At 67.1% G+C, this 24277-nt stretch carries 23 protein-coding genes; 4 read left to right on the top strand and 19 right to left on the bottom strand.

Going from position 1 to position 24277, the window contains the following annotated elements:
* Positions 1 to 274 precede the first annotated feature (274 nt).
* Genes L1O02_RS13150 through L1O02_RS13135 form a run of 4 tightly spaced genes read left to right on the top strand, consistent with a single transcriptional unit; the run spans position 275 to position 4848 of the window.
* Positions 275 to 1483 carry a DegT/DnrJ/EryC1/StrS family aminotransferase gene (locus L1O02_RS13150; protein ID WP_060839847.1) on the top strand — a complete coding sequence of 403 codons (1209 nt, stop codon included), beginning with the start codon at positions 275 to 277 and terminating at the stop codon, positions 1481 to 1483.
* Positions 1480 to 2568, top strand: coding sequence for a Gfo/Idh/MocA family oxidoreductase (locus tag L1O02_RS13145; RefSeq protein WP_060839848.1), 1089 nt, complete (start codon positions 1480 to 1482; stop codon positions 2566 to 2568). The genes L1O02_RS13150 and L1O02_RS13145 overlap by 4 nt, the downstream gene beginning before the upstream one ends.
* Before the next feature lie 28 nt (positions 2569 to 2596).
* Positions 2597 to 3976 carry an MATE family efflux transporter gene (locus L1O02_RS13140; RefSeq protein ID WP_164990719.1) on the top strand — a complete coding sequence of 460 codons (1380 nt, stop codon included), beginning with the start codon at positions 2597 to 2599 and terminating at the stop codon, positions 3974 to 3976.
* Entirely contained in the window at positions 3976 to 4848 is an 873-nt protein-coding gene (locus L1O02_RS13135) for a glycosyltransferase (RefSeq protein WP_060839850.1), read from the top strand. The genes L1O02_RS13140 and L1O02_RS13135 overlap by 1 nt, the downstream gene beginning before the upstream one ends.
* Here L1O02_RS13135 and L1O02_RS13130 read toward each other — a convergent pair.
* The 19 genes from L1O02_RS13130 to L1O02_RS13040 form a co-directional block, all read right to left on the bottom strand.
* On the bottom strand, positions 4788 to 5549 hold the full coding sequence (locus tag L1O02_RS13130; protein WP_235760032.1) for a PIG-L family deacetylase: 762 nt from the start codon (positions 5547 to 5549) through the stop codon (positions 4788 to 4790). The genes L1O02_RS13135 and L1O02_RS13130 overlap by 61 nt on opposite strands.
* Complete coding sequence (locus L1O02_RS13125) at positions 5539 to 6693, bottom strand: bis-aminopropyl spermidine synthase family protein (RefSeq protein WP_060839852.1); 1155 nt, start codon at positions 6691 to 6693, stop codon at positions 5539 to 5541. Before L1O02_RS13125 ends, L1O02_RS13130 begins: the two co-directional genes overlap by 11 nt.
* 36 nt (positions 6694 to 6729) lie before the next feature.
* Complete coding sequence (locus L1O02_RS13120) at positions 6730 to 7899, bottom strand: hypothetical protein (RefSeq protein ID WP_060839853.1); 1170 nt, start codon at positions 7897 to 7899, stop codon at positions 6730 to 6732.
* Between the two features lie 54 nt (positions 7900 to 7953).
* Complete coding sequence (locus L1O02_RS13115; protein WP_060839854.1) at positions 7954 to 9186, bottom strand: hypothetical protein; 1233 nt, start codon at positions 9184 to 9186, stop codon at positions 7954 to 7956.
* Positions 9183 to 9986: an outer membrane lipoprotein-sorting protein gene (locus L1O02_RS13110; RefSeq protein WP_060839855.1), complete on the bottom strand. Its 804-nt coding sequence runs from the start codon at positions 9984 to 9986 to the stop codon at positions 9183 to 9185. Before L1O02_RS13110 ends, L1O02_RS13115 begins: the two co-directional genes overlap by 4 nt.
* Positions 9987 to 10016: 30 nt before the next feature.
* Positions 10017 to 12341: an MMPL family transporter gene (locus L1O02_RS13105; protein WP_108545538.1), complete on the bottom strand. Its 2325-nt coding sequence runs from the start codon at positions 12339 to 12341 to the stop codon at positions 10017 to 10019.
* On the bottom strand, positions 12341 to 12958 hold the full coding sequence (gene cysC, locus L1O02_RS13100; protein WP_219915008.1) for an adenylyl-sulfate kinase: 618 nt from the start codon (positions 12956 to 12958) through the stop codon (positions 12341 to 12343). Before cysC ends, L1O02_RS13105 begins: the two co-directional genes overlap by 1 nt.
* Positions 12959 to 12975: 17 nt before the next feature.
* Complete coding sequence (locus L1O02_RS13095) at positions 12976 to 13488, bottom strand: sugar O-acetyltransferase (protein ID WP_231978967.1); 513 nt, start codon at positions 13486 to 13488, stop codon at positions 12976 to 12978.
* 132 nt (positions 13489 to 13620) lie between these two features.
* Complete coding sequence (locus tag L1O02_RS13090; RefSeq protein WP_235760031.1) at positions 13621 to 14361, bottom strand: class I SAM-dependent methyltransferase; 741 nt, start codon at positions 14359 to 14361, stop codon at positions 13621 to 13623.
* A 101-nt stretch (positions 14362 to 14462) separates the two neighbouring features.
* Positions 14463 to 14816 (bottom strand): DUF1801 domain-containing protein, encoded by a 354-nt coding sequence (locus L1O02_RS13085; protein WP_060839859.1) that lies wholly within the window; start codon positions 14814 to 14816, stop codon positions 14463 to 14465.
* Between the two features lie 42 nt (positions 14817 to 14858).
* Complete coding sequence (locus tag L1O02_RS13080; RefSeq protein WP_060839860.1) at positions 14859 to 15251, bottom strand: VOC family protein; 393 nt, start codon at positions 15249 to 15251, stop codon at positions 14859 to 14861.
* A gap of 124 nt (positions 15252 to 15375) precedes the next feature.
* Positions 15376 to 19377, bottom strand: coding sequence for an amino acid adenylation domain-containing protein (locus tag L1O02_RS13075; protein ID WP_235760030.1), 4002 nt, complete (start codon positions 19375 to 19377; stop codon positions 15376 to 15378).
* Positions 19374 to 19688 (bottom strand): phosphopantetheine-binding protein, encoded by a 315-nt coding sequence (locus L1O02_RS13070; protein ID WP_164990720.1) that lies wholly within the window; start codon positions 19686 to 19688, stop codon positions 19374 to 19376. The genes L1O02_RS13075 and L1O02_RS13070 overlap by 4 nt, the downstream gene beginning before the upstream one ends.
* Positions 19681 to 20115, bottom strand: a complete 435-nt coding sequence (locus L1O02_RS13065; protein WP_129405691.1) for a type II 3-dehydroquinate dehydratase — start codon at positions 20113 to 20115, stop codon at positions 19681 to 19683. The genes L1O02_RS13070 and L1O02_RS13065 overlap by 8 nt, the downstream gene beginning before the upstream one ends.
* Entirely contained in the window at positions 20093 to 20764 is a 672-nt protein-coding gene (locus tag L1O02_RS13060; protein WP_108545543.1) for an HAD-IA family hydrolase, read from the bottom strand. Before L1O02_RS13060 ends, L1O02_RS13065 begins: the two co-directional genes overlap by 23 nt.
* Entirely contained in the window at positions 20757 to 21401 is a 645-nt protein-coding gene (locus tag L1O02_RS13055; protein ID WP_108545544.1) for a sulfotransferase, read from the bottom strand. The genes L1O02_RS13060 and L1O02_RS13055 overlap by 8 nt, the downstream gene beginning before the upstream one ends.
* Before the next feature lie 9 nt (positions 21402 to 21410).
* Complete coding sequence (locus L1O02_RS13050; protein WP_060839866.1) at positions 21411 to 21815, bottom strand: VOC family protein; 405 nt, start codon at positions 21813 to 21815, stop codon at positions 21411 to 21413.
* Entirely contained in the window at positions 21800 to 22864 is a 1065-nt protein-coding gene (locus L1O02_RS13045; protein ID WP_082729902.1) for an OsmC family protein, read from the bottom strand. The genes L1O02_RS13050 and L1O02_RS13045 overlap by 16 nt, the downstream gene beginning before the upstream one ends.
* On the bottom strand, positions 22861 to 24186 hold the full coding sequence (locus L1O02_RS13040) for an aminotransferase class I/II-fold pyridoxal phosphate-dependent enzyme (RefSeq protein ID WP_197662853.1): 1326 nt from the start codon (positions 24184 to 24186) through the stop codon (positions 22861 to 22863). Before L1O02_RS13040 ends, L1O02_RS13045 begins: the two co-directional genes overlap by 4 nt.
* Positions 24187 to 24277 lie beyond the last annotated feature (91 nt).

Here is a 24277-nt window from a genome sequence, read left to right as displayed (position 1 = left end):
TAACTGCAACTTCGAGTTTATTTCATAATATTACAAAGCATTGCTAAAAATAACCTTGCATTGACTTTTAAATCCCATGCTATCTTCGGCACCTGGCTGAAAGTCACCCACCAACAGCCTTTTAATCGAAACTTAAAAAGCAATAACGCAAGCCAATCCGACAAACGGATAAAACTTAAGGCACAACACTTCCAGCCCCCGAGATTTCCCGCGGATATCTCGGTCGGATCCTGTTTGCCTGTCGCTTGCTCAACCTTTCCAAGGGAATGGACATATGACCCTGGCTATTCATGGCGGCACCCCGGTTCGACACACGCCCTACCCCGACTGGCCGCAGTTTGGCGTCGAGGAAGAAAACGCCCTGCTGCGCAGCCTGCATCAGGGCCAGTGGTGGCGCATGCAGGGCCGCGAGAACCTCGATTTCGAGCAGGCCTTTGCCCGACTTCATGGGGGCCATTCGGCCTTTGCCGTGAGCAACGGCACGGTAGCCCTGGAAATCGCCCTGCAGGCGGCCGGTATCGGCCCCGGCGACGAGGTGATAGTGCCGGCCTTCACCTTCATCTCTACTTCCATGGCCTGCCAGCGCATCGGCGCCACGGCGATCGCCGTGGATGTGCTGGCCGATACCCTGTGCATTGACCCGGCGGCGGTGCAGGCCACCATCGGTCCGCGCACCCGGGCAATCATTGCCGTGCACATGGCTGGGCACCTATGCGACATGCGCAGCCTGGCGCGCATCGCCGACCAGCATCGACTGGTGATCATCCAGGACGCCGCCCACGCCCACGGCGCACGTGGCCTGGGCGATACCGGGATCGGCGAATACGGCTCCCTGGCCTGCTTCAGCTTCCAGAACTTCAAGCTGATGACCGCCGGTGAAGGCGGCCTGGTGCTGTGCCCCAATGAAGAACTGCGGGAAAAGGTCTTCCTCTATGGCAACGTCGGGCGGCCCCTGGGGGATCGCAGCTACCAGCACACCGTGGTCGGCACCAATGCCCGCTTGAGCGAATTCAGCGCCGCCGTGCTCAGTGCCCAATTAGGGCGCCTGGAACAGCAGACCCGGGTACGCCAGCACAACGCCCACCTGCTGGGCGAAACCCTGGTGCGCCAGGGGCTGGTGACGCCGCAGGTGCGTACCGCGGATGCCCACACCCACCCCTACTACATGTTCCTGTTCACCCTCGACGACCTCCCGGGACAGCCGCCGCTGGACCGCAACCAGGTGGTGGACTGCCTGGTGGCCGAAGGCATTCCGGCATTTCGCGCCTACCAGGCGCTGTACCGCATACCGAGCTACTGGCAGGCACCGGCACCGACGCGGCAGGACCTGGAGCAGTGCATTGCCGCCTGCCCGGTGAGCGAGCGCATGGCCCAGCGCGGTATCTGGATCCATCACCGGGCCCTGCTCGGCAGCGAGCAGGACACCCTGGACATTGCCGCGGCAATCGCCAAGGTCCACCAGCATCTGGTCGGCGCGCAATGATCGAGCCCCGTGTCGCCCTGGTCGGAGCCGGGTGGGTGGTGCGCCAGGTCTGGGCGCCGCTGCTGGTGCAACAGCACGCGCAGATCGTCTCGGTGATCGACCCCCAGGTCGACGCCGCCGAGGCCTTCCCGGCCCTGTCACCGGCGCCGCGCTGGCACCGTTGCATGAGCACCCAGGCCTTGCACGGCTGCAACCTGGCGCTGATCTGTTCACCCAATGTGCATCACGTGCACCAAGCCTTGCGGGCCATGGACCAGGGCCTGCACGTGATCCTGGAAAAACCCGCCTGCCTGTCCCTGGCAGACGCCGAATGCCTGATCCAGCGCAGCCGGGCCGGCGCAACCGAGCTGCTGGTCAGCGCCGCGGCCTCGCACCGCAGCGATGTCCGGGCCCTGGTCGCGGCGGTGGCCGGCGGCGCCGTCGGCACCCTGCACTGCCTCGATATCAGCTGGCGGCGCCAACGCGGCATACCGCGCCCCGGCTCCTGGTTCACCCGGGCCGATCAAGCCCTGGCCGGGTCCGGCGCCGACCTGGGCTGGCACCTGCTGGAGGTGGCGCTGCAGGTGCTGGACTACCCCTTGGTCGAGGCCGCGCTTTACCACCACGTGGCCGCGCCAGACGACGCCGGGCAGCACCAGGCCAGCTGGCGCGCCGACCAGGCCCTGGCCAGCGAGGCACGCATTGAGGTCGAGTCCCAGTCCTTCAGTTGCCTGAAGGTCGAGGGCGGCCCGCTGATCCGCATGAGCACGGCCTGGGCCTCGCACCAGGAACGGGACGCCACCCGGATCACCCTGTACGGCAGTGCCGGGGAACTGCACCTGCACACCACCTTCGGCTTCAGCCTGAACCGGGTGGCGCAACCCAGCCTGACGCTGACGGTGGACGGCCGGCAAACCCCGTTGGCCTTTGCCGCCGAGGACAATGTCGCCCCCTACCGGACCTTTCTCCGCCAGCACCTGGCCACCCTGGGCGGCAACCCCCAGGCCCGCGAGGGTGAATACCGCAAGCTGCGCTCGCTGGCCTCGGCCATGTCCGCCCTGTACCCCCACCTATCGTCATCCGGCGCCGAACCTTCGGTTCAATGACCGCGCGCCGCAGCCAGGAGCCCATCCCATGGCCGATTCAAGCCTGCTCAAAGACAAGTTGCTGCAACTCTCCAGACTCTCCGGCCCGATCGTGGTATCGCGCATCGGCTTCCTGCTGCTGTCGCTGGTGGACACCATGATGGTCGGGCGCTACGCCACCGAGTCGCTGGCGGCGATCTCCATCACCCACGCCATCGCCGACACCTACATGCTGATCGCCGCCGGGCTGCTGCTGGGCATCCTGGTCATGGGCTCGATCGCCATCGGCCAGCAAGACCCGCGCGCCGCCGGCCTGGCCGCCCAGCGCGGCGTGGTCCAGGCCCTGGGCCTGGGCCTGCTGTGTGCCCTGGCCAGCGTCGCCAGCCTGCCCCTGCTGAGCCGCTTCGGGGTCCAGGCAGACCTGGCCGCGGCCATCGCGCAACTGATGGGGGTGGTGGCCCTGGGGTTGCCGGCGATCCTGATCTACATCGCCTATTCGTTCTTCCTCGAAGGCATCTCCCGGCCCATGCCCGCCACACTGGTGATCCTGGGCGGCAACCTGATCAACGGGGTGCTGTGCTACGCCATGGTCTACGGTGCCTTCGGCCTGCCGGAAATGGGCGCCCTGGGCTCGGCCTGGTGCACCACCCTGGTCAGGCTGCTGATGGCGTTGGCGATCGTGCTCTACGTGCACCGCTTCATGGCGGACCGGGCCGACTTCGGCATCAACCGGCGCTTCGCCTGGGGCTGGTCGCAATGGCAGATGCAGCGGCGCATCGGCTATGGCGGCGGCTTGAGCTTCGGCATCGAGGCCGGCGCCTTCATGCTGATCGCCGTCATGGCCGGGGTGGCCTCGCCGCTGATCGCCGCCGCCTGCGCGGTGCTGGTCAACATCCGTTCGATCCTGTTCATGATTCCCATGGGCGTAGGCTTTGCCACCTCGATCCTGGTCGGCATGGCCCACGGCAACCGCGACCTGCCGGACATCCAGCGCTCGACCCAGGCCGGCCTGTGGCTGGGGGTGACGCTGAGCACGCTGTGCGCCCTGCTCCTGGGCGCCCTGCCCGGACCGCTGCTGGCGCAGTACAGCCATGACGCGCAACTGCTGGCGGCGGCGCTGTCGAGCATGCTGCTGCTGGCCCTGGCCCTGCCCTTCGACGCCTGGCAGGGCGTCATGTCCAATGCCCTGCGCGGACGCGAGGACGCCCTGGCGCCCACCCTGATCCACGGCATTGCCTATCTGCTGCTGATGGTGCCCCTGGGCTGGCTGCTGACCTTGCACTGGCAGCGCGGCCTCAACGGTCTGGTGGAAGCCATGCTGATCGGCAACCTGGTGGCGGCGGCGCTGATGACCCAGCGCCACTACCAGCTCAACCGACGCGCTGCCCAGGCCGCTCCGGCCGCCGCCCTGCGCGACGAGGGGGTCTGATGCGGCTTTCGGTGATCATCCCGGTACACGCCAAGGCCGAGCGCCTGCGCTTGACCCTGGCCAGCCTGCGCCGCCAGCAGCAACGTTGCGAATTCGAAACCCTGATCGTCGCCGACGCCGCGGAACCGGCGGTCACGGCCCAGCTCGCCGCCTTGAGCGATGTGCGGATACTCCACTCGCCAGGCCTGGGGCGCGCGGCGGCGCGCAACCTCGGGGCGAGCCTGGCCCAGGGCGAGGTACTGCTGTTTCTCGACGACGATATCCTGGTCCGGGACGGTTTCTTCGAGGCTCACCTGCAGGCCCAGCGCGCCCAGGGCGGCCTGGTCCACGGCCGCCTGCGGGAACTGATCGCCCTGAGCACCCTGAGCGATCCGGCCTTGGGCTGCCCCGGCTGTCCGCCGATCCTGCCGGAGGATCTGCTGGCCGGGCGCTGGACCGCCGAAGGCGCGCGCGTCGTCGCCAATCCCCTGGAGCAGGCCGCGGAACATCCACGGGCCAGCCAGTGGCCGTGGCTGGCCAGTGCCGGAGCCAATATCTCGGTGTCCCGCAGCGCCTGGCAGCAAGTTGGCGGTTTCGATGCCTCCTATGGCCGGCGCTGGGGCATGGAAGACCTGGACCTGGGCTACCGCCTGTGGCGGGCCGGGGTCCGGCTCAGTCTGGCCCCCGCCGCCTGCGGTTATCACATGTCCCATCACAACCCCCAGCGCTGGCAGGATCACCGGCACAACCTGGCGCTGTTCCAGGCCCAGGCGCCCATCGCCGAGGCCCTGGCCCTGGACCAGTTGCTGTCGCCCACCGGGTCGCTGCAGCGCTACATCGCCCGGGTCGACCAGATCCGGCAGAACGCGCTTTCCCCCTGCGCCCGGGAGTGACGCTGTAGCGCATCGAGAAAGCGCCCCTGGCTGCCAAACAGCATCAGCACCTGGGAGCGGTAGCACAGCGCGGCCTCGCGCCAGCGTGACCAGGAGCAGGCAATGTCCCGCGCCCGCAGGCGCAGGCCCAGGGCCTGCACATGCGCCTGCTCAAGCTGTGCGGAGCACTGTTCGACGTAGGGAAAATCGCTGTAGAAGAACAGCCGGTTGTCCAGGGTGCGCGCCAGACGGTGGGTCAGGCAATGATCGACATGGGCACCGATGGCCAGGGGCGCGCACAGCACATCCTGCGGCCGCAGGCAGCCGCGCAGGCGCTGCAGCAGCCCAGGGTCGGGCTCCGGCCAGGAGGCCGGGTCGGGCTGGAGAAACAGCGACTGCGGGCTGGCATGCACGAACTCGCCGTGGCCATCCAGGCGCAAGGCGGCATCCTGCGCCCCCAGGCTCGAGCAGGTGTAACCGAGGACCGCCGCGGCGCGCTGATCCTCCTGGCGCCGCTGCCCGGGGCTGGAAAAACACCGCCAGCGCTGTTCGCCGGCATGGGCCCGGGCGATTGCCGGAGCGGCGTCGCCGGCGAACAGGCTCAGCAGCACGATCTCCCGCCCCCCGGCCCAGGGTCCCAGGCCGCTGCCCAGCGACCAGACAGCGTCGTCCGGGTGCGGCGACAGCACCACCACCCGGCCACGCGGCGCCTCAGCGGGCATTGATGGCGCCGCCGGCATAGAGCTGGCCCAGGCGCAGGAAACGAGAGATCTCCCGGTCGTTGCGCTCCACCACCCGGCAACGGCCCATTTTCAGCGGCGAGAGCTGGATGTCGGGGAAATTGGCCATCTGCACCCAGGACAGTTGCTCGAAATCCCGGTACAGCCCCTGCAGCTCGACAGCACAGGCCGCCAGGCGCAAGGCCGGCGGCACCTGGGCCAGGCGCCGGGCGCTAGCGCTGAAGGCCTCTTCGAAGTCCGGGCCGACATGGGTTTCCGGACAGGGCACGCAGTAATCCAGGTACATGCCGAAGCGCAACAGCGTCTGATAGAGCTCCGCCTCCTCCTGGACCCGGGCCGTCGAGGGCACCTCGTGGCTGCCGAAATTCAGGTAACCGCTGGCCATCGCCGCCGGTGCCTTGAGTGCTTGCAGGGCGCGGCCGACGAACATCAGCAGCCCCCCCAGGTCCTTGAAGCCATTGACCGCGAAGCAGTCGAAGCGGCCATGCAAGCTGGGGGGCAACGGCTCAAAGACGTCGTAGTGGACCACCTCGATATTGTCGAAACCCTGTTGCGCCGCGACCCGGGCGATGGTCGCCAGCAACTGTGGATCGATGTCCGCCACCACGATCTGCCGGCGGTAGCCGTGGACCGCGAGAAACAGCGAGAACAACGCGTCGTCCCCCAGCAGCAACAGCGCCTCATGGTTCAGGTCGCCCAGGCTCTGCATGATCTTGTAGCGCCGCACCAGGGTCTCGTAAGTCTCGATGGATTGGCTGTAGCGGTTCTGCTTGTCGCTGACGAGGTCGGCAAGGATCTCGCGAAAATGCGGGTTCAGTTGCAGGCAGTCATCGCTGACCAGATGCAGCCCCTGCCCGGGCGCCGGCGTGTGCGGCGCGCCTTGCCAGACGAAACGCGGTGCATCCGTGCCCGGCACCTGGCCCACGCGCTCATCGGCCAGCAGTTGCGCCAGGCACCAGAGCACCTGGCGCACCGTCAGGCGCGACGAGAGCAGTTGGTAGATCCGCTGCGGGCGCCCGAGCTTGGCCAACAGATCGTCCAGCGCCGCCGGTTGCGCGCCGCCCGCGCCGGGCAGTGTCGCCAGCGCCGCCTGAAGTTCCGAACGTGTTGCAGTCACTGTATGCATGCAGCCTCCTGTGGCTTTGCTTGAAGTGAAATGCCGTCAGAGCACGGCATGCAGAATGTTTCCGGCACAACGGCCATGAAAGAAATTGACCCCGACTTCCAGGGTGTCGCCACGGCGGTCGGCATAACCCAGCCCGGTACCGAACAGCCCGGGCAGCGCCTGACCGCCGACCATCAGTTCGTGGGTTCGCGGGTGTTTGCACAGATTGCCGTCACGCTGGTCGAGGGTCAGGCTGACGCCCGCCGCATTCAGCAGCCCGGGCACCCTCGGGCGGTAGCCGGTGGCATTGATCAGCAGCGCGCCGCGGCTGAGCCAGGGGCGTGGATCGGCGCTGCCGATATGCAGTTCGACGCAGGCCCGGGTCCCTGCCTCGATCTGCAGCAGGGTGTCGCGGGCGGCGCCGCGCAAGCCACAGAAACGGTTGACCTCGCCGCTTTCCTCGTCGATCAGGTCCTGGGCCTGCAAGGGTGGCGCGACCCCGGCCGAGGCCGCCCACAGTGCCGGACGCTGTCGGCACAGCACCTGGATCGCCCCCGTCGGCAGGCGACCGGCAAAACGTTCCAGCAGGTAGCCGACCACGGAGAAGGCGCTGTGGCTGCCCCCCAGCACCAGCAGTTGCCGGCCCTGCTCCAGGGCCTGCAGCAGCAGCGGGTCGGCCTGGCCCCGCAACACCCGGTCGCAGCTGAGGCTTGCCGTTGGCGCCGCGCCCTCCTGCGGCTGCAGGTCGCGCACCCGGGCGCCACAGGCCAGCACCAGGTAACGGCTGTGGCTGCTGCCCCAGTCGCCCTGGACGCTGAAACCGCTGGCGGCGCTGCGAACACTGGCCACCGGGTGGGCAAAATGGATCGCCGCGTTGGGCTGGTCCCGGCACAGATCGAGGATCACCTGGGCCAGCTGGCGCAGGAACGCCGAGACTTCGACCAGCGACACCACCTGCTCCGGGTTCTGCAGCCAGCGCTGCACCCGGGGCTGGCGCAGACACTGGGCGAACACCCCATCGCTGCGGATGCCCCGGAGAAAGTCCGCGATCGGCGAGTTGGCCTCAATGGCGTAGGCCAGGCACGCCCACTGACTGAAGGACGCACTGCGCTCATGCACCTGCACCCCGCCGTCGAGCAATGCCTGCAAGCGTCCATTGCGGTCCGCGGCAATGAACAGGCCCAGGGCGGCGGGCCCGAAGCCGACGATCTGTAGCAGCGTTTCCATGGCGTTACCCCTTATAGCGACTGCATGGGATCGCCCCGGTGGTGACCGGCGCGATCAGAATGAATAGGAAAGTTCCAGGGCCAGGTGGGAGTCGCTGGCCAGCGCATCCCACACCGCATCGCTGCTGGAGCTGTTGACCAGCACGGCGGAAACCCCGGCCCGCAGGGCATCGCTGAGCCCCAGGTCGAGGGAGGCGCTGAGCATGTTGTTGCCCAGGTCCGAGGCCTGCGCGGTGTAGCCCAGGAACAGCGAAGACAGGTGCGCATCGTTGAGTTCCAGGCGCGCGCCGAGCAGGAACTTGCGGTCGAAGATGCTCACCGGGGCCAGGCGCTGATCCTGGTCGCGGTGGTACTCGCCGATCAGGCTCAGGTCGGCGTCACGCCAGGCCCGGGTGATGGCGTACTCCAGGCCAACGGACAGCTTGCGCGAGTTGTAGGCACTGTCCGAAACCCGCTGGTCCAGGGCTTCGAGCTTGTACAGCCACTGCTCGCGGACCCAGATGGCGTCCAGCCCCCACTGCGTGACCTCGGTGTACTGGGCCACCAGGCTGTCGCCCGCGGTGCGAAACGCCGGCGCGCGGTTGGTGCCCTTGAAGTAGCTCAGGCCGATGTCCAGATCGGACACCGAAACGAAATAACGCGCCGCCACATCCAGTCCATCCCGGTCGGCGCCGTGGATATACTCGGCCTCCGACTGCACCCGGTAAGCGGCAAAGCGTGCCGGTTCGCGGTAGAACTGCACCGGTTCGAAGCCGTCCAGCAGGTACAGGCTCAGGTGCCCGGGGCCCAGGCTGCTGCCCAGCTTGAGGGCCTTCTGCGAGAGCTTTTCCTCCGGTTGCAGGCCGTCGAGGTTGTCGTAGGTGTTGATCACGTCCACCAACTGACGGGTTTCCATGACGCCCCAGTGTTCCTTGATCCGGCCAACCTTGAGCTCCCGGCTGTCCTGCTCCAGCAGCACGAACAGCTCATCCCAGTAGAAGTCCGGGCGCGGATCCCTCTTGGCGCTGGCGAGGTAGCGCGGGTTGACCACCAGCCGCAGGCGCAGGTTGTCCCAGCTCTGCAGGTACTGATAGTCCAGGCCCAGTTGCGCGGTGCCGGGCAGGCTGTCGTCGTCGACCCCGTCGGCGGGCGACGAGGTGAAGAAATAGCGCTTGAGGGCGATCTTCGCCGACAGTTCCTGCTCCGCCGCCTGGGTTTGGGGCAGGGTCTGGACCTGTGCCCGGGCCTGCGCGACAGCGCCGCACAGCCCCAGCACCAGGGCCGCCAGCCCGGGACGGCGGGTGATCATTGGGTCAGGTTTCCGAGCCGGGCCGGTTCGAAGGCGTCCTCGCCGATGCCGGTGCGAAACTGCACGTCGGAGCTGACCAGAATGGTCTGGCGTCCAGTGATGTGGTTGACCATGGTCATGTTCAGGGCGCGCCAGTAGCGCCCCAGGAACAGCTGGTAGCCATCCAGGGTCAAGGTCTTGAACTTGCTGCCCTTGCGGTCGTAGTACTCGGTCTTCATCTGCCGGTAGTCGGCCTTGTTGTACCAGACCCAGATCGACGAATAGCCCGAGTACGGGTACAGCGGCACCTGCTTGACCACCGCGCACTCGGCATCGCCGCAGGGCTCGTCGCGCAGCCACTGGTAGTCGTAGTTGCCGACCTCCATCGAACCGATGTCCTCGTAGGAGAATTCGCTGCCGGAGAACGAGCCGGAACGGTCGGCCGCCGCCACCCGCTTGACCCGTTTCAGGGCCGGCAGGTACAGCCAGACCTGATCGCCTTCCTTGATCTTGGAGTGGATCAGCACCCGGGAATTCTTGATGTTCTCCGGGGCCTCGAAGGTCAGCAGCACCTTGTCCCCCACCGCCGTGCTGGCGGTTTCGAAACTGTTCATGCGCATGAAGCGATCGGTGCGGGCGCCCTCCTTCTCCACCAGGGTCAGGCGGATCCGCGCGCTGGTGTCCTGGTAGCCCAGGTCGCTGTCACGCCAGCGATGGGCGTATTGCTGCCCCAGTTCCTGTTCCGGGCTGGCCAGGGTCGGTGCCTGGTGCAACAGGGCGCACAGTGACAGGCAGGCGCCGAATGCGGCTTTGTGATTCATGGTCGAGTCCTTGTCTGAATGAGGGTCGGGTCAGGCTTCGCGGGCCGCCAGCCGGGTGGCGGCACGGCCCCACAGAAAGCGGTCGAAGGTCAGCAGCACCAGGGGCAGGCACAGGGCGTCGAAGATCAGTCCGAGGAAGATCGCGATCACCGCCAGCAGGCCGAAATCGGCGTTCATGGAAAACGGCGAGAGGGTCATCACCATGAAGCCCGAGGCGAGGATCACCGAGTTGGCGAACACCGATGGCAGCACATGCTGGTAGGTCAGGCGCAGGGCTTCCCGGGGCGAGTGGCCCTGCTCCAGGCGCAGCCCCTTGTAGTGGCTCATGATGTGGATCGTGGCCTCGACGATCAGGCCGTAGACCACCACGCAGACGTTGATCGCCGCGGTGTTGATCTCGCCGCGCCACAGGCCCCAGAGGCCGAACATGATGAAGAACGGAAAGACGTTGGGCAGCACGCTGATCAGCCCCAGGCCGGCATTGCGCAGGAAGAACGCCACCATCAGGGTGATGGTCAGCAACTCGAACAGCAGGCCGTTGACCATGTACTCGATGCTGATGTGGGTCAGGTTGGCGAACACCACCGCCTCCCCCGTGCCCAGGCCCGGGATCAGCGCGCTGCGCCGGGCATTGGCCTGCCACCAGTCATCGGCCCGCTGCTTGATGTCGCGGATCTGCTGGGTGTCGAGCCGGGTCAGGGTCACCACCAGGCGCGTCGCCGACTTGTCGATGTTGATCTGGCTGCCCAGGTCCAGGCCAAAGGGCAACGACATCTCGTAGACCAGCAGCATCTGCGCCGCCAGCGCCGGGTCCACCGGCAAGCGGTAGTCCTCGGGCCGGCCGCCATTCATGGTCTGGTTGAGCTTCTTAAGGGCATCGCCGAGGGTGGTCACCGAATCGACCTCCGGCTGGACCCTGAGCCATTGGGCGAAGCGATCGAGTTCCTGCAGAAAGGCCGGGTCGGAGATATCGCCCTTGCTGGAGGTGGCGACGTACTCCAGGCGATAGATGCCGGACAGGTTGTCCATGGCGAACTCGGTGGCATTGCGCACCGGGATGCTGGTGTCGAAGTTCTCGACGATCCGGTCGTTGATCAGGTTGTGGCGGGCCGGTTCGATCGCCAGCACGAACAGCACCACGAACCCCAGCAGGCAGAGTTTCGGGTAGCGCAGCAACGGCTCCATGTACGCCGAGTAGCGGCGGCTGGCCGCGCCTTCCAGCGGCTTGAGGCGCAGCAGCGGAATCAACACTGCGGCCACCGAGAGGGTCACCAGCAGCGCCATCACCGCGCCGATGGCGGCCAGCACGCCGAACTCCTTGTAGGGCGGCGACGCGGCGAACACCAGGCTGTAGAAGCCCACGGCATTGGTCGCGGTGCCGATGGCGATGGGCTTGATGGTGTCCTTGATTGCCGCACAGGCCAGGTCCACCCGGCGCTCGCCGTACTGGCCGCTCATCTGCCGCGCCGCCGACAGCACATGCATGATCTCCGCCACCGAGGTGGCCAGCACGATGGTCGGCAGCAGCCCGGTCAGAGCCGTCGCCTCGAACCCCAGCCAGCCGCTGGCGCCCAGGGTCGCGGCAGTGGCCAGGCTGATGGCGATCAACACCACCAGCAGCGCGCCAAGGCTGCGCAGCATCAGCACGCTGGCCAGGAGAATGATCAGGTACATCAGCGGAGTCAGCACCGCCATGTCCTGTTGCGCGGCTTGCGGGTAGGCCGCCTCCACGGCGGCCAGCCCGGTCAGGTGCACTTCCAGGCCGGGGTTGTTGCGCGCGAAGTCATCCAGCAGGCGCTGGCCTTCGGCGGTGGCGGCGAGCGCCGCGTCCAGGGTCTGGGGCGGAAACTGCAGGGTCACCAGCACGCCCACGGTCTGGCCATCGCTGGACACCAGGCGCTTGACCAGCTCGATGTCGTTGCGTCCCAGGCGCTCCATCAGCTGGATATGCGCCGGCGTCAGGTCCGCCGGTTCGCGCACCAGGGCCTCGACGTGCACCGTGTCGTCCTCGGCGAACACATGCTGGAAGTTGGTCACCGAGTCGACCCGATAGGCGTGGGGAATGTGCCAGGCTCGCTGGGTCAGCTCATGCAGCTGTTCCAGGTAGGCACGGTTGAACATCGTGCCCTTGGGGTTCTTGATCACGAACAGCAAGGTGTCGGACTTGCCGAACTGACGATGCAGCGCATCCAGTTGCTCGACGGTCTTTTCGCCCTCGGGAAAGAACGCCCGGTAGTCGGCGGCGAACCGAATCGAGGTCATCCCCCAGGACAGCACCGCCACCAGAATCAGTGTCAGGGCGAACAGCCAGAAGCGGTAACGCTTGAGCCAGCGTTCGAAGGTTGAAGTGGCCATCAACGGCGCCCTCCCGGACCGGGACCGATCAGCTCAAGCAACTGGGCGACGCCCTCCTCGACGCTGCGTCCGGCCGTATCGATCTGGCACTCGCAAGCCGGTGGCGGCTCATAGGCGCTGTCGATCCCGGTGAATTGCGCCAGCTGGCCGCTGCGAGCCCGGGCATACAGGCCCTTGGGGTCGCGGGACTCGCACAGCGCCAGGGCGGTGGCCACGTGCACTTCAAGGAAATGCCCGCCAGGAAACAGCGCCCGCGCCCGCTGGCGATCTTCGATAAAGGGCGAAATGGCGCTGACCAGCACGATGTAGCCACTGTCGTAGAACAGCCGGGCGACCTCCCCCAAACGACGAATGTTCTCCTTGCGGTCGGCGGCGGCGAACTTCAGGTCGCTGTTCAAGCCACTGCGCAGATCGTCACCATCGAGCACCCTGACCCGCGCCCCCAGCGCCCCCAGCCGAGCCTCCAGGGCCCTGGCCAGGGTCGACTTGCCGGCACCGGACAGGCCGGTGAACCAGACGCACAGCGGCCCGTGGGCCAGCGCCGCTGCGCCACCGCAGGCCAAGCCGCCGGTGTTGCCCTTGCTCATGTCATCGATATTCACTGTCACGTCTCTCATAGGCACATCCAATGGGTTCACTCATAGACCGAGCGAATGATTCGGCAGGGATTACCCGCCGCCAGCACACCGGGGGGAATCGAACGGGTGACCACGCTGCCGGCGCCGATCACGCTGTTGTCGCCCACCTCCACGCCCCCCAGCAGCACGGCCCCGGCACCAACCCAGACGTCGTTGCCCAGGACGATGGGCGCCGCGCGCTGCACGCATTTGCGCCGGCCATCGACCAGCACCGTGCGCGCCTCGGGCTGCAGCGGGTGGCGGGTGGTCATCAGCTGCACGTTGGGCGAGAGGTAGACCCGATCGCCAAGGACGATCCGGTTGCCGTCGACAAAGGTGCAGTTCATGTTGATGAACACCTCGTCGCCGATTTCGATATGCACGCCGTAATCGCAATGGAAGTTGGCTTCCACCCAACTGTCGCGCCCCACTCGCTTGAGCAGTCGGGCCAGCAAGGCTTGTTGTTGCTTGATATCCAGCGGCGAACAATTGTTGTAAAGCCGTTGTAACTCCTGGGCACGCATGCGCATCCGTGCCAACTCCATGTCAGGGGTGCAGAACCATTCGCCGGCCAACATGAGTTCGCGGGCCGAAGGCTGTTTCCGGTTTGCATCAATTGCAATTTGCGGAACTTCCATGAGCAACTCCGAAGTTCAATAAGTTCAGGCCTGCGGCAACTTTTCATAAACGGATATATGTTTGAACGAGCCCTCGACGAAGGGCGTCTTGTCCCAGCTCGACCAGCGCTCCAGCAGACGCATGCCGGCCAGTTCGGCCATCAGGTCCAGCTCGGCCGGCCAGGCGTAGCGCAGCTCCACCGGAATCACCCGCATGCCCTGCGCCTGCAGACGGATAAAGCGGCAGCTGACCCGCTGGGCCACCGGGTCCAGGCGCGAGGCTTCCAGCAGCACCTCGTTGCGCTCCAGGCCGCCGACGTACACCGGCTGGTCCTTGGCGTAGCGCGACAGGTCCGGGTAAAAGGTTTCGATCACCAGCCGTCCGCGCGTCTTGAGCAAGCCGCTGGTGGCCTTGAAACAACTGACCTGGGCGGCCTGGGACGGCAGCAGGAACAACGAGCTGAAGGTGCAGAAGGCCATGCTGAAGGGCCCGCCGCGGACTCCTTCGAGGGTGGCGAAGTCGGCCTGGGTCAGCGGCAGCTCGGCGCCGCCGGGCTTGGCCCGCAGTTTCTCCAGCATCGACGGCGAAGCATCGACGCCATGCACCTGGACCCCGCGCTCGCGCATCGGCAAGGCGAAGCGTCCGGTGCCGATGCCCAGTTCCAGGACCGGTTCACGGGTGCCGGCCATGGCCACCAGCACTTCGATGGCATTGGCCGGAGCCTCGCCATACAGATCGTCATAGATATCGGCCAGGGTTTCGCCGTAGGTGCTGGCATCGCTCATGTGCTGTTCCACTCTGTGTTTTTTAAGGGCAATGAGGTCCCGTGCGGGGGATAGAATCCCCCGCAGGAAACAACCGTTAGTTATGTGTTCAGTTCAAAGAACTAGTGTTTGAGTGCTTGCCTTACATAATCGGCAAGTTGCTTGTCTTGAACATCCGCTAGTGTCAGCAGCTTTATATGTCGACGAAACTTTCCCGAGCCTTCCAGAACCCCATGCGGGTCGTCGAACAGATAGCCCTGGCCAAACTCCACCGACACGTGTCCGGTATAGGCATAGACCCCGCAGAAAGGCGCGACACGGGAAAACAGGATCCCCCCGTACTTCACCGATTCGGCGACCGTGCCGCAGCACTCCTCCACCACCTGGCGTACCCGTTGCACCACCTGCAGCAGGTGGCCGTGGGTACTGCCGATGTCCTCGAGCAAGGCCAGGACGGCATCCTCGGTTTTACGCATGCTTGGGCACTCCCTGCCGGTGTCTTGGGTCGGGCCGACCAATCACTGGCCCACCGGGGTGCACAGTTCCACCAGGGTCCCGGCCGGGCAGCGGACATAGGAAACCACCTGCCCCCAGGGCTTTTTCTGCACCGCCGCGTGTTCCGTGGCGCCGGCGGCCAGGGCCTTGGCATGGGCCTTGGGCACGTCGTCGGTGACCAGGGCGATCTCGATACCCAGGGGTTGCTGCTGGGGGCTGCAGAACTGGTAGCCGCCTTCGCAGTTGGAATGGGCCAGTTCGCGACTGGCGAATGCCAGGGTGGTGGCGCCACTGTCGAGTTCACCGTAATCACCGGATTCGTCGAGAAAGCGCCGGGAGAAGCCGAAAGCGTCTTCGAAGAAACGGATCGAGGCTTCGACATCGGGGACATAAACAATCGTGTATCCAAACTTCACAGTGTCACTCCTTAATTGCTCTGTTTATGCGACTCGTGGTGCCGAAGGGCACCCGCGAGCCGGTGTGGATTTTCCCGGTAAGGCTGCACTTGCGCCAGCACTGAATGCCCCTGCCGCCCGGGTTTCATCGGGCCGCCGCCTGCATCAGGCACTGCACCACCTGTTCCAGGGCGGCCCCGGACAGCAGGCTGTAGTGATCCGCGGTCAGGGTCAGGCAACGCTCGCCCACGGCTTGCTCGGCCAGGGGCCGCAGGCCGCTGGAGCGGTGTTCGACACTGGCCCGCAGGTGCCAGCTCGGGCAGTTCACCGGCCGGTAGCGATAATCCAGCAGGGCCGCGTAGTGCCGACAGAACAGGGCAAAGCGCTCCTGGGAGGCGCTTTCGGCAATGGCCGGCAGCGCCTGGCCCTGGGCCTGGATCTGTGCGGACTGCTCCAGGTCGCGCTGGAACAGTTGCTGCAACAGGCTGGGCGGCAACTCCGGAGCCGGTTCCGGCGGCGCGCCCGCGTCGAGGGTCACCAGGGCCGGCCGCACCTGCCCGTCGGCACTCAGCAGGCGGGCCATTTCCACCGCCAGCACGCCGCCGAACGACCAGCCGGCCACCACCACCGGGCGCCCGGCCAGCAGGCGCTCCTGCAACTGCCCGAGGTATTCCCGGGCCTGGGCCTGGAGGTTGTCGAAGCGCTGGCCGGCGTCGGCGCACAGGCCGATCACCTCGAAGCTCTCGCGCATGAGGCGAATCAGTGGCCAGTAGCACGACAGCGCGCCGCCCACCGGGTGCACCAGCACCAGCAGCGGCCGGCGGTCATCGGCGCTGGCGCAGAAGTCCACCCGATTGCGCGGCCGCGACCCGCATCCCTGCAGGTAGCCGAGCAAGGCATTGACCGAGGGATAGGCGTAGATGTCCGCCAGACTCAGGTCCAGCCCCAGCTCGCTGTTCAGCGCCAGCAGGATGTGCACCGCGTGCAGTGACGAAGCCCCCTGGTCGAACCAGGACGCGTCGGGCTCGCGCAACGCCGGCAGGACCCGCTGCACGCAGCCCAGCAGCAGGTCCCGGCGTGCCGAGAACTGCGCATTCGCGGCCGGTGCCTGTGGCTCGCAGAGCCCCGGCAGCAAGGCCAGCAGCGCCCCGCGGTCGACTTTGCCATTGGCCGTCAGCGGCAGTTGCGCCAGGGCGAACAGGCGCACCGGCACCATGTAGGGGTTGAGGTACTGGGCGGCGAAGTCCAGCACCGACTCGCCACTGGGCAGCGGCTCCCGGGCCACGAAGAAGCCGTACAGGGTGCCGCTGCCGTCGACGCAGGTGGCCGCCTGTTGCACCCCGGGGGCCCGGGCCAGCACCGCCTCGATTTCCGCCAGCTCCACGCGCATGCCATTGAGCTTGACTTGCAGGTCCTGGCGGCCGAGGAACTCGATCTCCCCGTCCATGCGCAGGCGACCCATGTCGCCGGTGCGGTAGACCCGCTGCTGCAACCCGGGCTCGATGAAGAACGCCTGATCGGTACGCTGGCGATCGTGAATGTAGCCGGCGGCCAGGCCTTCGCCGGCGATGTACAGCATGCCCTTGACCGAGGGCGGACAACGGCGGCCCAGGTCGTCGAGTATGTAGAAACGCTGATTGCTCAAGGGCCGTCCGTAGGGAATGCTCGGCCATTGCCGGTCCACCTCCTGCACCTCGAAGCAATTGGACCAGATGGCCGCTTCGGTGGCCCCGCCCAGGGCCGCGAAGCGCGAGCCCGGGGCCAGTTCCCGCAAACGCTCCGGCAGGCCCAGGGCGATCCAGTCGCCGCTGGCCATCCACAGCCGTACGCTGGCGAGGGCGTCCGGCCGGTCCACGGCCCGGGCGTAGCCCAGGGCCATTTCCATGATCGCCGGGACCGAGTTCCAGACACTTGCCCGGTGGCGCTGCGCCGCATCGAGCCAGGCTTGCGGATCAGCGCTGCGCTGGGCATTGGCCGCGAGGATCAGCGCGCAGCCGCACAGGGCCGGCATGAACAGGTCGAACACAGACAGATCGAAGCTGAACTCACTGACCCCGAGCAAGCGGTCCCCGGGCTCGATGGCAAAGCGTTCGCGGCAGTCCTGCAAGGTGTTGAGCGCCGCGCGATGGCTGATCGCCACGCCCTTGGGCGTACCGGTGGTGCCCGAGGTGAACATGATATAGGCCAGGGCCGTGTCCACCGCCGGGTAGGCCGGCCTGATCGCCGGGCCCCGGGCCTCGGACGACTGCAGCCAGTGCCGGTAGTTGAGCGACCAGTTCACCGGCGAAGCGATGATCGCCGCAATGTCGCCGTCGTCGTCGCCCAGGACCGTGGTGGCCGCGGCCTGATTGATGATCGAATGCACCCGGCGCGGCGGCGAAGCCTTGCTCACCGGAACATAGGTGGCACCGGCCATCAGCACTGCATAGATCGCCACCACGTTGCCCACGTCACGACTGCCGCGCACCACCACATGGTCGCTGGGCCCTACCCCGTTCTCGTTCAGGTGGCTGGCCAGGCGACTGGCCAGACACAGCAACTGGGCAAAGCTCAGGCTGGCATCGTCGCTCAACACCGCCGGGGCGTCCGGGCGTTGCGCCGCCTGATGCAGCAGCCCCTGATACAGCGTCTGCCCGGACAGGGGCCGCTGCAGGTGGTTGAAACGGTCGACCTGTTCCAGCAAGGCCTGCGGCAACGGCAGCTCGCTCAAGTCCCAGCTCTGCGGCTGCAGGGCCAGGCGCTCCAGGGCGCCATGAAAATGCTCGAAGGCCTGGGCAATCAGCCCTGTTTCGAACAGCCCCTCGCGCTCGTCCCAGGACAGGCACAGGCCGTCGGCGCTGGCGAAGGCCTGGGCGTCGATCCAGATCTGCGGCGTCATCATCGCGTGGTCGGTCTGCTGCAGGGGCGCGGCCGGCAGGTCCATCTCCAGCAACGAGGAAAACACATAGGGCATCGGCGGCTCGGCGCTGCTGGCCCGCTGGTCGTGCTCGCGGATCCACTGGCGAACCACCGACACGCCGTCGTAGGCGCCATGCTGCAGCGCCGCGTACAGATCCTGCTGGACCTGCCGGGCACAGGCGGCGAACGCCAGCGGCTGGGGCGGCAGATCCAGCAACAGGGTGTCGGCCTGGTTGCCGATGGTCGAGGCCAGCGCCGGTTCGAGCTGCGCCCGGGTGTTGTACATGACGCTGCAGGTCACCGAGGCCTTGCCCGACCAGCGTGCCAGGGTCTGCAGGAACAGGGTCAGCAAGGTCGCGTTGAGCGACACCTGATGGCGTCTTGCCGCGGCCTCCAGGGCCTGCTGCAGCGCCGGGGCCAGGACCCGCCGGTGCTCGATGAAACGCGGCGCCGCCGAAGCTCCTGGGCTGCGCCGGGCCAGGGGCAGATCGGGGCCGGCGGCCAGCTGGGGAATCTTGCGCTGCCAGTAGTGGCGGGCCTTGAACCGCGCCAGGCGGCGGCTGCGGCTCAGGGCCGCGAGCGCCCCCGGGGCATAGCCGGGGAGCGCGCCGTCGGCCTCCTGCGTCACCAGCGCCAGCAGATCGTTGATGAAGATCTGCACCGCCGACGCATCGAACAGCGCCAGTCGGTAGACCACGTGCAGGCAGCGCTCCTGGTGGTCCTCCACCAGCACCAGGCGCAGCAGCGGCTGTTCCGCGGCCAGAGGCGCAATGGGCATGGAGCTGTCCGCCAGGGAGGCGCAACGCCGCGCCCGCTCGCCGGCCACGGCGAGCTGCTGCTCGACGCCGGGCAACCCGGTGGCCAGGGGCTTGAAGCGCGGTGAATGGGCGTCCAGGGTGTAGCCCAGGACCGGGTGCCGGACCAGCATCCGCGCCAGGGCGCTCTGCAGCTGTGCCGCCGTCGGTACGGCACCGGCATACACCAGGTGCAGGTAGGCGGCGCTGCCCTGGCTGAAGGCCGAGTGCTCCCCCAGCCAGTAGGCCTGGCGCAGGCCGGCCAAGGGTGCCGCCAGCGGGTCGGGCGGCGCCAGGTAATCCAGCAGACGGTGCTTTTCGTGACCCACGCTGTGGCGGATGTCCTCGGGCAGCCCGGCCTCGTCGCAGCGATAGCGCAGGCGCCCGGCCTCTTCGTAGAGATGGACGCCACGCTGCTCCCAATGCTCGATCAGTGTCGCCACCGCCTGACTCATAGTTCGCCCTCCAGCATCGGCGCTTGCGGCTCGCTGTCCGCCGAGCGCAGCAGCGCGGTGACGAACTCGCCGAGGCTGGCGGTGCCGACAATCAGGGTCAGGTCAATACCGTCCTGGCCCCACAGCTGCGGGTGGCGTTGTTCCAGCAGCGCACACAGTTGCAGGGCCTGCAGCGAGCTACCACCGCAGGCAAAGAAATTGGCCGCACCGCTCAACTGATGCGGCGCCAGTTTCAGCAACTGGGCACAAAGCCCCAGCACGTCGTCCAGCAGTCGGGCCTGCAACGGCCCCGTCGAGGTTGCACTAGTCATGGACGGCTCCCAGCAGCGCCCGGGCCGCCAGTACATAGGCGTCGCTGCCCAGGCCGGCGATGAAGCCGTGGCACAGGGGCGCCAGCACGGAGTTGTGGCGAAAGGCTTCGCGGGCGAACAGGTTGGATATGTGCACTTCCATCCAGCGGCCCGGGTAATCCTGCAGCGCATCGCGCAGGGCCCAGCCGGACATCATCAGGGCCCCCGGGTTGATGATCAGGGCTTCGGCCTGGTGCTGGCTTTCGATGAAGTCGATCAGCTCGCCTTCGTGATTGCTCTGCCGGGCCAGCACCGTCCAGCCGCGGGCGGCGGCCACCGCGCTGACCTCGCGGGTGATCTCGGCCAGGCTCTTGGCGCCGTAGACCTGCGGCTCACGCTGTCCCAGGCGGCCCAGGTTGGGGCCATTAAGCAGGAGTAACGTCGGCATGGCTGGCCACCTCCAGCAAGGCCAGAATCTGGCGTGGATCGGTCAATTGATAGGTGCAGGGGTAGCGCCGGATGTCCTCGGCGGGATGGTCCCAGAGCGCCAGCGCGGTCTGCATGCCCGCCGCCTCGCCGCATTGCAGGTCGGCCAGGGCGTCGCCGATGAACAGGCAGCCGGCAGCCGGCACCTGCAAGTGCTCGACGATGATCCGGGCCATGTCCGGCGCTGGCTTGGGGTTGGCCACATCGTCGCTGCCGACTATCCGCGCGAAGTACTCCAGCAGGCCCAGGTGATCGAGAATCGCCACCGTGCGCGAGTGATCCTTGCCGGTGGCAATGGCCATGGGAATGCCCCGGGCCCGCAGCCCCGCCAGCAGCGGACGAACGCCATCGAACACGCGGATCTGCTGCATGCGCGCATTGCTTTCACGCATGAACACCGGATGCATCTGGGGCGGCAGCCCCATGATCTTCATGATCTGCACGAAGCTGCGGCCCAGGTGCTTGCAGTATTCGCTGAAGGGTGGCGGCTCGACATCCGCCCCCAGCACCTGGGCATGGGCCGCGTGATAGGCCTCGCGGATCACCTGCTTGCTGTCGATGAGTGTGCCGTCGAGGTCAAAAATGACCGCCTTGATCGCAGATTCAGACATGGGCCGCAGCCTCCATCGCCGCTTGATGATCCAGGCCACGGTCCACCGTGGCCACCATGGGGGCCAGCGCCAGGGACTGCGGCGCCAGGAAGGCCGCGACCCGGGCGAACTCGCCGTGCGGGTCCTGCAGCACCCGTTGATAGTCCAGCTCCAGCAGTTGCATGTTGGGCCGCTGACTGACCCAGGCCAGGGCCTGCGCCACGTGCTCGCGATACAGCCGGGCCAGGTCCTGCGCCTCGCGCACGCCCCAGGCCTGACCGCTGTGGTGCTCGGCCATGTCCCGCTGCGAGCGGATCACCGCGTCGATCTCACGGTGCATGAACAGCACCCGATAGCCATGGGTCGCCGGCAGGTGCTGGAGAAAGCGCGACACCAGCTTGACCGCCCGCCCGCGGGCCTGATCCATCCAGCCCAGATAGCCGTCCCGGGACTTCACCGCCTCCCACTCGAAGTAGCCATGGGGATTGCGCGCGTCGCCCTGGCGCAGGTGGTCGGTCAGCGGCGCCAGGCCACCGCAGGCCAGAGCGCGCATCATCATCGAGGTGCCGGAACGCGGCAGCCCCGACACCACGGTCACCCAGCCGCCATCGGCAGCGACACAGTCCGGCACGTTCATGCACTCATATTGCTTAAGCATCCCTGCTCCTTAGTCGTTCTGTTGCGCACCCAAGTCCCGAGGCTCGCGCTGCACCAGCCCCAGCCGGTGGCCGAAGGGGTCCTCGATCACCGCTTTGTAGCTGCCCCAGAGGGTCGCCACCGGCGGCTGGATGATCCGCACCGCCGCCGGCAGCCGGGCGATCAGCGCATCCAGCCCGGGCACCAGCAGGTCATGCATCACCGCCGCCGATGGCCAGGGGCGCTGCGGGTCCTCGATCAGGCCGAAGCCGGCGCCGCCCTGCTCGTCCACGTCCAGGCTGATCCAGCGGGTCGGGGCAAAGCGCCGACTGACGCGCAACCCCAGGACCTCCACGTAGAAGTCCTCGGCGGCGGCCAGGTCGGGTACCGCCAGGGTGACGAAGCACAGGGTCGAGCCACTCAACAGGGCAGGCATTGGCGCGCCTCCTCGGGCTGCGGCCGGGCGCCGACCTGGAACTCGAAGGCAACCCGGTGCCGGATCAGCGCGCAGACCACCGAGGCCTCGATGCTCGCCGCCAGCTGTGCCTGCAGCCGGGACCGTTGCGCCGCCGGCCAACCCTCGACCTGCAGGTCAAGCTCGATGTCCTGCAGGTGCACCGGGGTCGGTGCCACCTCGCACATGCCGCGGATGTCCACCATGGCGCGGATGTCCAGGCGCACCGCGCCGGGCAATTGCTGGCGGCGGCTGAGTTGGGCAAGCACATCGGCGGCGATGGCCATCAGCAGGTACTCCTGGGGGTTGGGGCCCCAGTCGATACCTGCCAGTTGCTTGGGCTGGTCGATGGGAAAACTGCGCCGATCCTCGGGCGCCTGCCCGGCAAAGTCGGCGCGCAACTGGGTGCCGTAGAGCCACTGGCAATCCAGGCTCAGGGCCTGCCCCGGTGCCTCAGCGGCGCACGCGGGGGCGCTGTCCAGTGGCGCAAAGTGCTGCCAGGCCCCCGGGCGCCCGGCGTCCACCAGCCGCGCCGCCAGCCCCAGGGGCTGGACGAAGGTCTGATGGTTGGGGCTATGGGTCTTCACCGCCTCGATCACCTCCAGGGCCTCGCTGAGCTTCTTGTCGGTTCCCGAGCGGATCTCGTAGCGCACCTGGGGCGCAGCGGCGCCGGCCTCCTGCAGGTGCGCGCGGGTGGTCATGGACAAGTGATCCACGGTGGTCCGGCGCGCGGAAAACCCTGAAACCGCCGACACCAGGAAGCACCCGGACAACGCCGCCAGGGCCAGTTCCTGGGGCCACGCCGGGTCCAGCAGGCCCTGGCACTGCAACGCCGGGCTCGGGCGGATCGGCACCTCGAAATGCCGCGGCGCGCGCAGCAGGCCGATGGTCGCCGGGGCGACCCCGGCGAGCATGCCGGCGGCAGGCGAATACTGGGCGTAGGCCCCATAGCGGAAGATCGCCTGGGCCGGCTCTTGCTGGATCTCGTGGACGATCTCGCTGAAACCCGAGATGTTCATACCGTTTCTCATGGCTGCTCGCCTCCTTGATAGACCTGCTGCAGGGCCTGTTCGAGGTCGGCACACAGGTCGTCGGGGTCCTCGATCCCCACCGACAGCCGCACCAGCCCGGGGTTGAGGCCGATCCGGGTCTGCTGCTCGCGGGTCAAGCCGCTGTGGGAGGTGTTGAACGGCAGGCTCACCAGGGACTCCACGCCGCCCAGGCTGGTGGCGCAGGTGATCAGCCGCAGGTGCTCCAGCAGCGCCAGCGCCGCGGCATCGCCGCCCTCCAGCTCAAAGCTGAGCATGCCGCAGGTGGCCTGGCCGGCGTACTGGTACAGATGGGGATGGGCATAGTCCTGGGCGTACAGCGAATGCACCCGCTTGACCTGCGGATGCCGTTCGAGAAAAGCCGTGACCTGCCGGGCGCCGGCGGCGTGGGCCTGCATGCGCACCGCCAGGGTCTTCATGCCCCGCTCCAGGAGAAAGCACACGAAGGGGTCGAGACTGCCGCCAAAGCGCAGCAGCTGGGCCCAGATGCGGTCCACCAACTTGCGACTGCCCGCCACGGCGCCGCTGGTGGCGTCGCTGTGGCCGTTGAGGTACTTGGTGGCCGAGTGGAGGACGATGTCCGCGCCCCACTCCAGGGGGCGGCAACTGATGGGGGACAGGAAGGTGTTGTCCACCACCAGCAGAATGTTCTGCTGTTTGCACAGCGCGGCGATGGCGACCAGGTCGATGGCCTTCATCAACGGGTTGGACAGCAGCTCGAAGAACATGATCTGGGTCTCCGGGCGGATGGCCCGGCGGATCTCTTCCAGGTCCAGCGGATCGACATAGCTCACCGAGCGCCCGGCCTGACCGATATCGGCGTGCAGCAGACTGTAGCTGCCGCCGTACAGGTCATAGGAGGAAATGATGTGGCCGTTGCGATTGGTCAGGGCGAACAGGGTCGAGGAGATCGCCGCCATGCCCGAGGACAGCACCAGGGCGCTCTGCGCGCCTTCCAGCGCGGCCACCTTCAACTGCACCGACCATTGCCCCGGGTTGCCGTAGCGGCTGTAGGTCGGGATGTCGCGGATATAGCCTTCCAGGAACGACTCGTAGGTGGTCTGGCTGAAACGGAAGGTGGTGCTGGGAAATATCGGCGTGCCCACCGCCCCGGTCACCGGGTCCTCATAGGTGCCGGCGTGCACACAGAGTGTCGCTGCCGTCTCGCCCTGGTTCAGGCAACGATTGTTGGCCATCGCCGGGCCGGCCAGGCGCTGGCGGTTCAACTGGTTGAGCCAGGGCAACTGGGCGTCGGTGCCGGGACGATTGGCAAACTCCGCCGCGGTCTTGTTTACGTCGTTCACACGCATTCCCTCGTCTTTCGAATCTTCCGGGTGATCCGGCGGATGCCGGATCTCCCTCGTCGGTACGGGCCGAGAACAGCACGCCCGACCT

It is taken from the genome of Pseudomonas sp. BC42, assembly GCF_021560055.1.
In the GTDB taxonomy this organism is placed as follows: Bacteria; Pseudomonadota; Gammaproteobacteria; order Pseudomonadales; family Pseudomonadaceae; genus Aquipseudomonas.
Note: the sequence above shows the minus strand (reverse complement) of the source record. Positions and strands in the feature narration are given on the sequence as shown.

Bases quoted from the DNA above. Each gene is read 5' to 3' on its own strand.
- L1O02_RS13150 (WP_060839847.1), top strand. From the start codon at position 275: ATGACCCTGGCTATTCATGGCGGCACCCCGGTTCGACACACGCCCTAC.
- L1O02_RS13145 (WP_060839848.1), top strand. From the start codon at position 1,480: ATGATCGAGCCCCGTGTCGCCCTGGTCGGAGCCGGGTGGGTGGTGCGC.
- L1O02_RS13140 (WP_164990719.1), top strand. From the start codon at position 2,597: ATGGCCGATTCAAGCCTGCTCAAAGACAAGTTGCTGCAACTCTCCAGA.
- L1O02_RS13135 (WP_060839850.1), top strand. From the start codon at position 3,976: ATGCGGCTTTCGGTGATCATCCCGGTACACGCCAAGGCCGAGCGCCTG.
- L1O02_RS13130 (WP_235760032.1), bottom strand. From the start codon at position 5,549: ATGCCCGCTGAGGCGCCGCGTGGCCGGGTGGTGGTGCTGTCGCCGCAC.
- L1O02_RS13125 (WP_060839852.1), bottom strand. From the start codon at position 6,693: ATGCATACAGTGACTGCAACACGTTCGGAACTTCAGGCGGCGCTGGCG.
- L1O02_RS13120 (WP_060839853.1), bottom strand. From the start codon at position 7,899: ATGGAAACGCTGCTACAGATCGTCGGCTTCGGGCCCGCCGCCCTGGGC.
- L1O02_RS13115 (WP_060839854.1), bottom strand. From the start codon at position 9,186: ATGATCACCCGCCGTCCCGGGCTGGCGGCCCTGGTGCTGGGGCTGTGC.
- L1O02_RS13110 (WP_060839855.1), bottom strand. From the start codon at position 9,986: ATGAATCACAAAGCCGCATTCGGCGCCTGCCTGTCACTGTGCGCCCTG.
- L1O02_RS13105 (WP_108545538.1), bottom strand. From the start codon at position 12,341: ATGGCCACTTCAACCTTCGAACGCTGGCTCAAGCGTTACCGCTTCTGG.
- cysC (WP_219915008.1), bottom strand. From the start codon at position 12,958: ATGAGAGACGTGACAGTGAATATCGATGACATGAGCAAGGGCAACACC.
- L1O02_RS13095 (WP_231978967.1), bottom strand. From the start codon at position 13,488: ATGCGCATGCGTGCCCAGGAGTTACAACGGCTTTACAACAATTGTTCG.
- L1O02_RS13090 (WP_235760031.1), bottom strand. From the start codon at position 14,361: ATGAGCGATGCCAGCACCTACGGCGAAACCCTGGCCGATATCTATGAC.
- L1O02_RS13085 (WP_060839859.1), bottom strand. From the start codon at position 14,816: ATGCGTAAAACCGAGGATGCCGTCCTGGCCTTGCTCGAGGACATCGGC.
- L1O02_RS13075 (WP_235760030.1), bottom strand. From the start codon at position 19,377: ATGAGTCAGGCGGTGGCGACACTGATCGAGCATTGGGAGCAGCGTGGC.
- L1O02_RS13070 (WP_164990720.1), bottom strand. From the start codon at position 19,688: ATGACTAGTGCAACCTCGACGGGGCCGTTGCAGGCCCGACTGCTGGAC.
- L1O02_RS13065 (WP_129405691.1), bottom strand. From the start codon at position 20,115: ATGCCGACGTTACTCCTGCTTAATGGCCCCAACCTGGGCCGCCTGGGA.
- L1O02_RS13060 (WP_108545543.1), bottom strand. From the start codon at position 20,764: ATGTCTGAATCTGCGATCAAGGCGGTCATTTTTGACCTCGACGGCACA.
- L1O02_RS13055 (WP_108545544.1), bottom strand. From the start codon at position 21,401: ATGCTTAAGCAATATGAGTGCATGAACGTGCCGGACTGTGTCGCTGCC.
- L1O02_RS13050 (WP_060839866.1), bottom strand. From the start codon at position 21,815: ATGCCTGCCCTGTTGAGTGGCTCGACCCTGTGCTTCGTCACCCTGGCG.
- L1O02_RS13045 (WP_082729902.1), bottom strand. From the start codon at position 22,864: ATGAGAAACGGTATGAACATCTCGGGTTTCAGCGAGATCGTCCACGAG.